We start from the raw sequence: 11,879 nt of genomic DNA on the forward strand, positions 1-11,879 counted from the left end.
CTTTTCGTGAGGTGTTGGGTGGGGATCGTGTTTCGGTGGGGTGTTTGTTGGAGGCGGTGGGGGGTTTGGATGTGGAGGTGGTGGCGACGTTGAATGCGGAGCAGTTGGCGGGGGTGTCGGGTGTTCCGGATAATGTGCGGGTTGTTGATTTCGTTTCGTTGAATGAGTTGTTGCCGTCGTGTTCGGCGGTGGTTCATCAGGGTGGTTTCGGTCAGGTTCAGACGGCTCTCGCGCATGGCGTGCCGCAGATCGTCCTGCCCAACGGGCTCTGGGACACCGTGCCCATGGCACGCGGACTGCAGCGGGCAGGGGCGGCCCTTTACGCGCCCGAACCTGACCGGATCACCGCGGCGGAACTTCGAGAAATGCTGGAAAGCGTCCTCGACGATCCCTCCTTCGCGGAACGTACCGCCTGCCTGCGTCATGAAATTCAGGGGATGCCCACGCCGGCCGGCATCGTCCCGGTGCTGGAGAAACTGACCGAAGAACACCGCGGTCCACGAAACTGACCACTCCGGATCGAAGGAGCGAGAACGTGCGGGTACTGTTCGCCACGCTTCCTTACAAGGCGCATCTGTATGCGCAGGTGCCGGTGGCGTGGGCGCTGCGATCGGCGGGGCACGAGGTGCGCGTGGCAAGCCGCCCGGATCTGGTGGACGACATCACGCACACCGGCCTCACCGCCGTTCCGGTCGGCGAGCCCCTCGACCTTGAGGGCAAGATGGCCGCCAACCACGCCGACGATGGGGCTCCCGAAGTGGAAGACCTCATGAGAATGGACGAACTCCGCGCCGAGAAGCTGACCTACGACCATACGCACGAGCGGTTCAGCACGATGACGGCCACCGCGTTCCCGCTGGCCTCGTCGGTCCGGACGGTGGACGAGATCGTCGATTTCGCCCGCACCTGGCGGCCCGATCTCCTCGTCTGGGACTCGCTGTTCTTCGCGGGTGCGGTGGCGGCGCGGGCGTGCGGCGCGGCCCACGCCCGGCTGCTCTACGGGCTCGACCTGCTCGGCTGGATGCGCCAGGGCTACCTGAAGGCCGTCCACGGCAGACCGCCGGAACTGCGCGACGACCCGGTACGGGAGTGGCTCGGCTGGACGTTGGAGCAGTACGGCTGCGACTACGGCGAGGACGCCTTCATGGGCCGGTGGACGATCGATCCGGTTCCCTCGTCGATGCGGCTGGCGGTCGAGCATCCCTACGTTCCGGTGCGCCACGTGCCCTACAACGGCCGGTCCGTGATCGAGGGATGGCTGCGGGAGCCGCCGAAGCGGCGCCGGGTGTGCCTGACCCTCGGTCTGTCGTTCCGGGAGTTCATGGGCGGGGACCGCGTCTCGGTCGCGCGGCTGCTGGAGGCGGTGGCCGATCTGGACGCGGAGGTCGTGGCGACCTTCAACGCCGAGCAGATGGCGGGCGTGTCCAGCGTGCCGGACAACGTCAGGGTCGTCGACTTCGCCCCGATGAACGAGCTGCTGCCGACCTGCTCGGCGATCGTCCACCAGGGCGGGTTCGGCCAGGCGCTGACCGCCCAGGCCCACGGGGTCCCGCAGGTCGTCCTGCCCAACGGGTTGTGGGACACGGTGGCCAGGGGGCGGCGGCTCCAGGACGCGGGCGCGGGCCTGTGCGCTCCTGCCGACGGGATCTCCGCCGACGAGCTGCGCCGGATGCTCGTCCGAGTCCTGGAGGAGCCGCGGTTCGCCGAGGGCGCGGCCGGCCTGCGCGCCGAGATGCTGGGCACGCCGGCTCCGGCCGGCATCGTGCCGCTGCTGGAGAAACTGACCGACGAACATCGCGAACATTGAGGACGGACGTCATGCAGTCGCGAAAGCTCGCTGTGGAGGGCGCGTTCGAATTCCGCCCTCGGACATTCACCGACGACCGCGGGATATTCGTGTCGCCGTTCCAGGAGGCGGCGGCCCGCGAGGCGCTCGGGCATCCGCTGTTCCCGGTCGCCCAGACCAACCACAGCCGGTCCCGGCGGGGCGTCGTCCGCGGCGCCCACTTCACGCGCACGCCGCCCGGCATCGCCAAGTACGTCTACTGCGCGCGGGGGAAGGCCCTCGACATCGTCATCGACATCCGCGCCGGCTCCCCGACGTTCGGCCGCTGCGACGCCGTGGTGCTGGACCAGGTGGACTTCGCGGCCGTGTACTTCCCGGTCGGCGTGGCGCACGCCTTCGTGGCGCTGGAGGACGACACCGTGATGTCGTACATGCTGTCCGGCGAGTACGTGAAGGAGAACGAGCTCGCGCTGTCGGTCTTCGACCCGGCGCTCGGCGTGCCGGTCCCGGACGGCATCGAGCCGATCATGTCGGAGCGGGACAGCGCCGCGCCCGGCCTCGACAAGGTCGAGGCCGACGGGACGCTCCCCGAGTACGCCGAGTGCCTGGAGCTCGAACGTGCCCTCTTCACGCCGCGCGCCTGACCCGCCGCCCGGTCGGCCCGGCCCGTGGCCCGACCGGTACGGCCCGTGGCCCGACCGGCACGGCTCCCCGTCCGGGCCGATGAGATCGCGCGAGGCGGGGACGGTCGCCGTCCTGGGCGCCACCGGATGCGTCGGCCGCAGCGTCCGCGCCGCCTTCATCGAAGCGGGGCGCCCCGTCCTCGCCGTGGCGCGCGACCGTGCCCGGCGCCCCGACGGCGGCGGTTGCGAGCCGCTCGACGTCGCCACCGCAGCGCCCCGGGAGATCGCCGAGCTCCTCACGGCCGCGGACGTCCGGGTCGTGGTCAACGCCACCGGCGGCTGGCTCGCCACCGAAGAGGCCAACGAGCACCACCACGTGCGCCTCGTGGAGAACCTGCTGGAGGGCACGGCCTCGATGGCTGCGCCTCCCCGCATCGTCCAGGTGGGATCGATCCATGAGTACGGTCCGGTGCCCCCCGGCACGCCCATCGACGAATCCGTCGAGCCCAAACCCGTCACGCCCTACGCCCGCACCAAGCTGGCGGGTTCGAGGGCCCTGCTCGACGCCACCCGGGCGGGCGGGGCGCATGCCGTCGTCCTGCGCTCGGTCAACGTCTGCGGGCCCGGAGTGGCGCCGGCGAGCTTCTTGGGCACCGTGGTCCGCCGCCTGCGCGAGGCGGGGCCGGGGCGGGCCATCGAGCTGAGCGTCGGCGACGCCCGCCGGGACTTCCTCGACGTGCGGGATCTCGCCGCCGCCGTCGTCCAGGCCGCCGACGCCCCGGTCGTCGGCCGCGTCATCAACCTGGGGCGCGGTGAGGCCGTCTCGATCCGGACGATGCTCGCGCTCCTCCTCGAAGGCGCGGGTCTGCCCGCGGACGCCATCGAAAAGCGGGAAGCGAAGGTGGAGTCCAGGGGCGGCGACTGGACCCTGGCCGACATCCGGGTCGCCGGTGAGGCGCTGGGATGGAGTCCCACCATCGGCCTACGCGAATCGATGCGCGACATGTGGGAGTCGTCCGCGGCCGTTAGGAGCTTCTCATGACCGACGTCTTCGCGCGTCCCGGGCTGCTCTCGCCCGGTACCGGGGAGCCGACCGCCCAGCGCATCGCCGATTCCGCGCGGGCCTGGGACGGCGGGATCACGGACCTGGCCGACTTCCGGAGCTGGTTCGCCGGCTACGGCGAGCGGTCCTACGCCCATGTCGAACGGATCCCGCTGGAGGACCTCGACGGCTGGCGGCGCGATCCCGAGACCGGCAACATCCGGCACCACACCGGGCGGTTCTTCACCGTGGAGGGCCTGGACGTACGGATGTCCCGCGGGCCGGTCGCCCGGTGGAGCCAGCCGATCATCAACCAGCCGGAGATCGGTGTGCTCGGCCTCCTGGTCAGGGAGTTCGGCGGGACGCTGCACTGCCTGATGCAGGCCAAGGTCGAGCCGGGCAATCGCAACGGCCTGCAACTGTCCCCCACGGTGCAGGCCACCCGCAGCAATTACACGCGCGTGCACGGCGGCAGGCCCGTGCCCTACCTGCGGTACTTCGACCACAGCGCCGCCTCGTCCCCGCGGCGGGTGCTCGCGGACGTGCGGCAGTCCGAGCAGGGTTCGGCGTTCCATCGCAAGCGCAACCGCAACATGGTCGTGGAAGTGCTGGAGGACGTCGAGCCCCTCGACGGCTTCGTCTGGCTCACCCTCGGCCAGGTCCACCGGCTGCTCGCGGCCGACGACATCGTCAACATGGACGCGCGGACGGTGCTGTCGTGCCTGCCCTTCGCCCACCGCGACCCGCAGGAGATGCCGGACGCGGAAGGCGATCGGTTCCGTTCCGCCCTGCTGCGGTCGTGCGGCCGGGCGGCCGGGAGCCTGCACACCATGGAGGAGATCCTGAGCTGGATCACCGAGGCCCGGACGCGGACCGATGTGCGCGCGAGACGGGTGCCGCTCGACGGGCTGCCGGGTTGGCGCACCGCCGGGGGCAGGATCTCGCACGAGACCGGCCGGTTCTTCGACGTGATCGGGGTGCGTGTCGAGGCCGGCGGCCGGGAGGTCGGCCGGTGGACCCAGCCGATGATCGAATCGCATGGGACGGGGGTCGTGGCGTTCCTGGTCAGGGAGATCGGCGACGTGCTCCATGCGCTGGTGAACGTGCGCGTCGAGGCGGGCTACATGGACGTGGCCGAACTCGCGCCGACCGTGCAGTGCACGCCGCCCAACTACGACGTGCTGCCCGCCGAGGCGCGTCCGCGCTTCCTGGACGAGGTGCTGGCGGCCGGACCGGACCGGATTCGCTACGAGACCATTCTCTCCGAGGAGGGCGGGCGTTTCTATCACGCCCGAAACCGCTATCTCATCGTCGAGACCGACACCGCCGCCACCTTCGATCACCCGGATTTCCGCTGGATGGCCGTCCATCAGCTCGTCGATCTCCTGCGGCACAGCCACTATGTGAACATCCAGGCCCGCAGCCTGGTGGCCTGCCTGCACAGCCTCTCCGCGCGGAGCAATTCCCGGTGTAGCGGGATTTGAGTAAAGCTCGAACCGGGACGCCTAATTTACCGGCATGGCAGAGAGCATGACCGACAGCGAATTGGGCGGCATCCTGCTGACACTTCGCGGGGTCCAATGGATCATCGGCACCAAGAACGACCCCTACGCGCTGTTGCTGCGGGTGGGCAGCGACGATCCGCACGGGCTCGGACACCGGATGCGGGAACGCGGCGCCCTCTACTGGAGCCATGCGGAGGCGTGGGTCACGGCCGCTTACGAGACCGGACTGGCGGCTCTCGACCACCCGCTGCTGAGCCCGCGGCGGCCCGGTGCCGACGACCCCCCGGCGCCCACCGAGGGGGAGGAGGCCATGCCCTGGGAACTGCCCACGCTGAACGACGTCCTGCCACTCGATGAGGCGTACCTGGACCTGCGTCGCTCCGACTACGAGCGCCTGAGGCGGGCTGTCGAGCCCGTGATCGGTGCGGCCGCTCTGGAACGGCTTCGTCCCGAGATCACGCGCGTGTACGAGCAGGGCGTGGCGGCCGCCGGCGAGCGTTTCGACCTGATGGACGATCTGGCCCGCCCGTGCGCGGCGACCGTGGTCGCCGAGCTGCTCGGCGTCGCGCCCGGCCGTCGCCGCGAGTTCGCCGAACTGTCCGCCGGGGCCGCGGGGGCGCTCGACGCCACGATGTGCCCGCCGCAGCTGCATGTGGCCCGCACGCTCACGGCGTCCCTTTCCGGACTCCACGACCTGATGGCCGAGGCCGTCGAGGCCAGGCGCCGGGAGCCGCACGACGATGTGCTCGCGGCGCTGCTGGAGGCGTTCGCGGGCGGGGACGCGCCGGGGCCCGACGCGCTCGCGGTCTCCATGCTGCTCGCGGTCACGGGCGTCGAGATCGCCGCGAACCTGGTCTGCACCACGATGTCGTCGCTGCTCGACCACGCCGACCAGTGGAAGGCGCTGCGCACCGAGCCCGGACTGGCGGCCGCGGCGGTCGAGGAGACGCTGCGGTACGCCCCTCCGGTGAGACTGGCGCGGCTCTTCGCGCAGGAGGACGTCGAACTGGCCGGGCAGCGGATCGAGGCCGGCGGCGAAGTGGTCGTGGTGGCGGAGGCGACCGGCCGCGACCCGGCGGTCCACACCGACCCGGACCGCTTCGACCTCGGGCGCCGGGGGCCGGCTCCGCTCGCGCTTCACGAGGGGCTCCACGGCGGGATCCTCGCCCCGCTCGCCCGGCTGCAGGCGGTCGTCGCGGTGCAGACGCTCGCGGCAGAGGCACCCGAGATCCGGCGGACCGATGCCGTGCTCCACCGGCTCCGGTCCCCGGTCACCTCGGCGGTGCTGCGGTTCCCCGTCGCCGCCGGATGACCGGCCGCTCCGTCCTCCCAGAGAAAGGTGCGCCCATGGACGTCAGCGACAGGGCACGGAAGGTCGTCGCCTGCCGGGTCTGCGGAGGAGGCGACTGGCAGGACGTCGTCTCCTTCGGCCCCGTGCCCCTGGCCAACGGCTTCCTCGACCCGGCCGGATCGTACGACGACGAGCCGTACTATCCCCTCGGCGTCATCTCGTGCCGCTCCTGCCGGCTGATGAGCGTGACCCGGATCGTCGACCCCGAGGTCCTCTACCGCACCTATCCCTACGTCACCTCCGACTCCGAGACCATCACGCGGCACATGCGGTACGTCGCCGAGACCTGCGTGCGGCGGTTCGCGATCGGCGAGGACGACCTCGTGGTGGAGATCGGCAGTAACACCGGCACGCAACTGCTGGCGTTCCGGGAGGCCGGGACGCGCACGCTGGGCGTCGACCCGGCGCGCAACCTGGCGGCCGTCGCCAACGGGAACGGCGTCCCGACGCTGCCGGAGTTCTTCTCCGCGGGCGTCGCCGAGACGATCAGGGAGGAGCACGGGCCGGCCCGCCTGGTCCTGGGCCGCCATGTCTTCGCGCACATCGACGATCTGGCCGGGGTCGTCGACGGCGTCCGGGGGCTGCTGGCCCCGGACGGTGTCTTCGCCATCGAGGTGCCGTACGCGCTGGAGCTGCTGGAACGCGTCGCCTTCGACACCATCTACCACGAGCATCTGTCCTATTTCCTGGTCCGGACCCTGGGCACCCTGTTCGAACGGCACGGCCTGCGGCTGTTCGACGTCGAACGGCTTTCGGTCCACGGCGGCTCGATCCTGGCCTTCGTCGGACATCCGCAGGGACCGTGGCAGGTCCGCCCGGCCGTCGCTGAGCTGTCGTCCCTGGAGGAGCGCACCGGCCTCTTCGAGGACTCCGCCTACCGCGTCTTCGCGAAGAACGTCGGCCATATCAGGGAGGAGCTGCCCGCGCTCATCCAGCGGCTGGTGGCCGACGGGAAGCGCATCGCCGGATACGGGGCCTCGGCGAAGGGCAACACGATCCTCAACGTCTGCGGGCTCGGCCCGGAGCACTTGGACTACTGCAGCGACACGACCGATCTCAAGCAGGACAAGGTGCTCCCGGGTACCCACGTCCCGGTGCGCACCCCCGAGTACGCGCGGGTGCATCCGCCCGACTACTTCCTGCTGCTCGCCTGGAACTACGCCGACGAGATCATCCGCAAGGAGGCGTCCTTCCTGAGGGCGGGCGGCAGGTTCATCCTGCCGATCCCCAAGCCCTCGATCGTCTCGGACGGCTCGGCATGAACGGCGCCCGCTGATGCGAGTCCTGTTCACGACGCTGGCCGTGAAGGCCCACCTGTACAACCTGGTCCCGCTGGCGTGGGCGCTCCGGGCCGCCGGCCACGAGGTCAGGGTGGCGGCGCAGGCCGACCTGGCCGACGACATCACGCGCGCCGGGCTGACCGCCGTGCCGATCGGTGAGCCGGCGGAGCCCGACTGGCTGACCCCCGAGCAGCTCGCGGAGCTGAGGGAGCAGGAGGAGCGCGCACACGCGGAGGACCCCTTCCCCTGGCACCAGTGGCGCCAGGTGCTGGACCTCGGTGAACTGAGGCCGGCATGGCTGACCTACGACTACATGCACGGCGTGTTCTCCGCCTGGACGTCGTCGGTCTTCCGGGAGATCTTCACCCCGGACATGGTCGACGAGCTGGTCGAGTTCGCCCGCGGCTGGCGGCCGGACCTGGTGATCTGGGATCCCGTCGTGTTCGCGGCCCCGGTGGCGGCGCGCGTGTGCGGTGCCGCCCACGCCCGGTTCCAGTACAGCCTGGACCTGGTGGGCGGGATCCGGCAGCGCTACCTCCGGTCGCTGGCCCGGCGGCCGCCGGAACTGCGTGAGGACCCGCTGGAGGAGTGGCTGTCCCCGATCCTCGGGCGGTACGGCTTCGCCTTCGACGAGGACGTGGTCGCCGGGCAGTGGACCATCGATCCCGTGCCCCCCGTGATGCGGCTCGCCACGGGCCACCACGTGGTCTCGGTCCGCCACGTGCCCTACAACGGCATGGCGGCCGTCCCCGACTGGTTGCGCGAGCCGCCCGAACGCCCCCGGGTGTGCCTGACGCTGGGCTTCTCCTTCCGCGAGATCCTCGGCGGGGACCAGACGTCGGCCGGTGAGCTGCTGGAGGCCATGGCCGACCTGGACGTGGAGGTGGTGGCCACGTTGAACGCCGACCAGCTCGCCGGGGTGGCCGCGCTGCCGGACAACGTCCGCACCGTCGACTTCGTGCCGATGAACGAGCTGCTCCCCACCTGCGCGGCCGTCGTTCACCACGGCGGTTTCGGAACCTGGCAGACCGCACTGGCCCATGGCGTTCCGCAGGTCGTCCTCCCGAGCGACCTGTGGGACAGCATGCCCAGGGCGCGGCTCCTCCACGAGGCCGGTGCCGGACTCCACGCGCCGGAAACCGGCCGGTCGTCCGCGGAGGAGGTGCGGGAGATGCTGGCACGGGTGCTGAAGGAGCCGCGCTTCGCGCGGAACGCGGCCCGGCTGCGGGCCGAGTCGCTGAGCACGCCCGTCCCGCGTGAGGTCGTCCCGTCGCTGGAGAGGCTGACCGCCGCGCACCGGTCGTAGCCGGTCAGCGCAGCAGCGGCAGCGCCCGGCGCAGCGCGCTGCGCCACGGCCGGAGCGGCCCGGCGCCGAGCCGCTCCCACCGTCCGTGCCCCAGCACGGTGTAGGCGGGGCGGGGAGCCGGGCCGCCGAACGCCTCGGTGGTCGTCGGGCGGACCCGGTCGGGATCGGCGCCGACGAGCGAGAAGACCTCCCTGGCCAGCTCGTACCAGGTCGCCTCGCCGGAGTTGGTCGCGTGGAAGATGCCGCACGCGTCCGGCTGCCGGGCGAGCGCGACCACGCGCGCGGCGACGTCGGCGGACCAGGTGGGCTGGCCGTGCTGGTCGGCGACCACCTCGACGGTGTCCCGCCGTGCCTGCAGCTCGATCATCGTGCGTACGAAACTGCGTCCGTGGGCACCGTAGAGCCAGGCCGTCCGCACGATGGCCGCCGAGCCCGGCAACCGGGCGGCCACCGCCCGTTCCCCCGCCAGCTTGCTGCGGCCGTAGGCGGTCGTGGGCGCGGGAGGATGGTCCTCGGAGTAGGGGAGGCGTGCCTCGCCGCTGAAGACGTAGTCGGTGGAGATGTGCACGAGCCGGGCGTGATGCGCGGCGCACGCCTCGGCGAGATGGCGCGGACCGTCGCGGTTGACCAGCAGCGCCGTCTCCTCGTCCGCCTCGGCGTCGTCGACCGCGGTGTAGGCGGCGCAGTTGACCACGATGTCGGGGCCGTGCTCGGCGACGGCCGAGCGCACGGCGCCGGGTTCGGTGATGTCCAGCTCGGCGCGGGTGAGGGCGACGACGTGGTCGCCGCGGCGGGCGGCCTCCGCCGTGAGCCGAGCGGCCACGTCCCGGCCGAGCATTCCACCGGCGCCGGTGACCAGCCATCTCATCGCGTGGACACCGGGGGCGCGGCGGGATGCCGCCTGAGCGGCTCCCACCAGTCCCGGTTCCCGCGGTACCAGGCGACCGTCTCCGCCAGGCCGCGCGGGAACTCCTGGCGCGGACGGTAGCCGAGCTCGCGGCGCGCCTTGCCGTCGTCGAGCGAGTAGCGCCGGTCATGGCCCTTGCGGTCGGGTATGTGCCGGACGCTGGACCAGTCGGCGCCACAGGCCGTGAGCAGCCGCTCGGTCAGCTCCCGGTTGGTCAGCTCGGTCCCGCCCCCGAGGTGGTAGATCTCGCCCGTGCGCCCGCCGGTACGCACCAGTTCGACACCGCGGCAGTGGTCCTCGACGTGCACCCATTCGCGGACGTTCAGCCCGTCGCCGTAGAGCGGGACCGTGCGCCCGTCGAGCAGGTTCGTGATGAAGAGGGGGATGATCTTCTCGGGGAACTGGCGCGGCCCGTAGTTGTTGGAGCACCGGGTGATCCGCACGTCGAGCCCGAACGTCCGGTGGTAGGCGAGGGCGAGCAGGTCGGAGGAGGCCTTCGAGGCGGAATAGGGGGAGTTGGGGCTGAGCGGCTCGTCCTCCCGCCAGGAGCCGGTGTCGGTGGAGCCGTAGACCTCGTCGGTCGAGACGTGGACGAACGGCCCCACATCGTGCCGCAGCGCGGCGTCCAGCAGCGTCTGGGTGCCCAGCACGTTCGTGACGACGAACTCGTCCGAGCCCTCGATCGAGCGGTCCACATGGGACTCGGCGGCGAAGTGCACGATCTGGTCGGCCTCGGCCATCAGCTTGCCGACCAGGTCGGCGTCGCAGATGTCGCCGTGGACGAACCGCAGTCCCGGGTGGTCGATGTCCAGATTGCGTAGCTGTCCCGCGTAGGTGAGCTTGTCCAGCACGGTGATGTCGGGGCGGCCGGCACCGCCGGCCAGGAGCATGCGAACGTAGGCGGAGCCGATGAATCCGGCCGCACCGGTCACGAGGAGATTCAACGGGACCCCTTTGTCGGCAGCCTGTGCCCTCAGAGAATGCGGCGGCGGATTAGAGGGCGGGTTGAGGACCGTTGGGCCCGCGGTCCGCGCGTTCCAACGGGACTCGAAGAGGCGACGACCGGACTTCGCGATCGTTTCCGGCGCGGGCTCCAGGACGAACGGAGTCTCAGGCGGTCTTTTCGAGGAGGAGGAAGGAATGGCGCTTTTCGCCGTTCTCGCGACGCAGGCACCATCCGGGATCAGCGCGGACGAGTTCCGCCGGAGGCTGCCCGAGGGCTTCGCCTACACCGGGGGCCTGGTCGACAAGGGCGTCATCAAGCACAACTGGGTCCGCGTCGGCGCTTCGGGTGGACTGCTCATCTACGATGTCGCTTCGCACGAGGAACTGCTGGCCCTGTTGTACGGCAATCCGGTCAGCCCCCACCTGCGTTTCGAGGTCATACCGCTCGCCGAACCCGGCGGCTTCGATCCGGTGGCCTTCGAAAGGAAGGCAGAGGGCGACTGAGACGCCGCGCCGAGGCGACGGGGCACCTCGGCCCCTCACTCGGTGAGCAGGGCCCGCGCGAGATTGCGGTGGAAGGCCCGCACGCCGGGTTCCTTGGGGCTGAGGTGGCCGCGGGTGGCGAAGCGCGACCCGACCGACCGCTGGACCTGCTCCAGCCCCCGCCGATCCTCGTCGTTGACCACGGCGGCGCTTTCCTCGCTCTCCTTGCGGAGCTCGTCCACGTCCGCGCCGTCCAGCATGGCGGGCGGCATCAGGACCCCGCCGCGCACCTGGGTCCGGTCGATCGCCAGCGGGATGAAGCTGATCCAGATGATCTGGTCGCCGAAGGTGGCCACGCTGGCGGACGGGAAGACGATGTAGTTGTACATCAGCGATTTCTGCTCGTCGGTGAGCGGCACGAAGGGGGAGTCCACCGGTTCCCTGAAGGGGCTGCGCAGGCGGACCACCGAGGGGGAGCAGTCCCGCACCTCCATGTCGGCGCCGGGCGGTGTGATCAGCGCGACCGTGTTCGGGTGGAAGCCCATCACGTGGTAGTTCTCGTGGGCGTTCTCCACCGCGAGCTTCCAGTTCACCCCCCACTCCTCCACCCAGGAACCGACCTGCACCATCTCCCCCAACCGATAATTGGCC

Annotated in this window: 12 protein-coding genes; 9 read left to right on the forward strand and 3 right to left on the reverse strand. The window is 71.0% G+C overall.

Going from position 1 to position 11,879, the window contains the following annotated elements; all coding sequences use genetic code 11:
• The 8 genes from E1281_RS30435 to E1281_RS30470 all read left to right on the forward strand — a co-directional run.
• On the forward strand, positions 1-509 hold a 509-nt coding region (locus E1281_RS30435), incomplete at its 5' end, for a nucleotide disphospho-sugar-binding domain-containing protein (RefSeq protein WP_347813322.1).
• 26 nt (positions 510-535) lie between these two features.
• Entirely contained in the window at positions 536-1,807 is a 1,272-nt protein-coding gene (locus tag E1281_RS30440) for an activator-dependent family glycosyltransferase (protein WP_131883168.1), read from the forward strand.
• A gap of 11 nt (positions 1,808-1,818) precedes the next feature.
• Complete coding sequence (locus tag E1281_RS30445; protein ID WP_131883169.1) at positions 1,819-2,430, forward strand: dTDP-4-dehydrorhamnose 3,5-epimerase family protein; 612 nt, start codon at positions 1,819-1,821, stop codon at positions 2,428-2,430.
• A 79-nt stretch (positions 2,431-2,509) separates the two neighbouring features.
• Positions 2,510-3,451 carry an NAD(P)-dependent oxidoreductase gene (locus tag E1281_RS30450; protein WP_131883170.1) on the forward strand — a complete coding sequence of 314 codons (942 nt, stop codon included), beginning with the start codon at positions 2,510-2,512 and terminating at the stop codon, positions 3,449-3,451.
• Complete coding sequence (locus tag E1281_RS30455) at positions 3,448-4,935, forward strand: NDP-hexose 2,3-dehydratase family protein (protein ID WP_131883171.1); 1,488 nt, start codon at positions 3,448-3,450, stop codon at positions 4,933-4,935. Before E1281_RS30450 ends, E1281_RS30455 begins: the two co-directional genes overlap by 4 nt.
• 34 nt (positions 4,936-4,969) lie before the next feature.
• Complete coding sequence (locus E1281_RS30460) at positions 4,970-6,268, forward strand: P450-derived glycosyltransferase activator (RefSeq protein WP_131883172.1); 1,299 nt, start codon at positions 4,970-4,972, stop codon at positions 6,266-6,268.
• 35 nt (positions 6,269-6,303) lie between these two features.
• Positions 6,304-7,569, forward strand: a complete 1,266-nt coding sequence (locus E1281_RS30465; protein ID WP_131883173.1) for a class I SAM-dependent methyltransferase — start codon at positions 6,304-6,306, stop codon at positions 7,567-7,569.
• Positions 7,570-7,582: 13 nt separating this feature from the next.
• The gene (locus E1281_RS30470) at positions 7,583-8,893 is read left to right on the forward strand and encodes an activator-dependent family glycosyltransferase (protein ID WP_131883174.1); all 1,311 of its coding nucleotides are present in this window, start codon (positions 7,583-7,585) and stop codon (positions 8,891-8,893) included.
• Between the two features lie 4 nt (positions 8,894-8,897).
• On the opposite strand, the gene rfbD is transcribed toward E1281_RS30470, so the two are convergent.
• Together rfbD and rfbB are read right to left on the reverse strand one after the other, a co-directional pair.
• Positions 8,898-9,761: a dTDP-4-dehydrorhamnose reductase gene (gene rfbD, locus E1281_RS30475; protein ID WP_131883175.1), complete on the reverse strand. Its 864-nt coding sequence runs from the start codon at positions 9,759-9,761 to the stop codon at positions 8,898-8,900.
• Positions 9,758-10,744 (reverse strand): dTDP-glucose 4,6-dehydratase, encoded by a 987-nt coding sequence (gene rfbB, locus E1281_RS30480; RefSeq protein WP_131883176.1) that lies wholly within the window; start codon positions 10,742-10,744, stop codon positions 9,758-9,760. The genes rfbD and rfbB overlap by 4 nt, the downstream gene beginning before the upstream one ends.
• Positions 10,745-10,940: 196 nt before the next feature.
• On the opposite strand from rfbB, the gene E1281_RS30485 reads away from it, so the two are divergent.
• Positions 10,941-11,249, forward strand: coding sequence for a muconolactone Delta-isomerase family protein (locus E1281_RS30485; RefSeq protein ID WP_131883177.1), 309 nt, complete (start codon positions 10,941-10,943; stop codon positions 11,247-11,249).
• 35 nt (positions 11,250-11,284) lie between these two features.
• On the opposite strand, the gene E1281_RS30490 is transcribed toward E1281_RS30485, so the two are convergent.
• The coding region (locus E1281_RS30490) for an SRPBCC family protein (RefSeq protein WP_207943572.1) at positions 11,285-11,879 on the reverse strand (595 nt) is incomplete at its 5' end.

Origin of the sequence: Actinomadura sp. KC345 (assembly GCF_004348515.1) — a bacterium.
GTDB lineage: Bacteria > Actinomycetota > Actinomycetes > Streptosporangiales > Streptosporangiaceae > Spirillospora.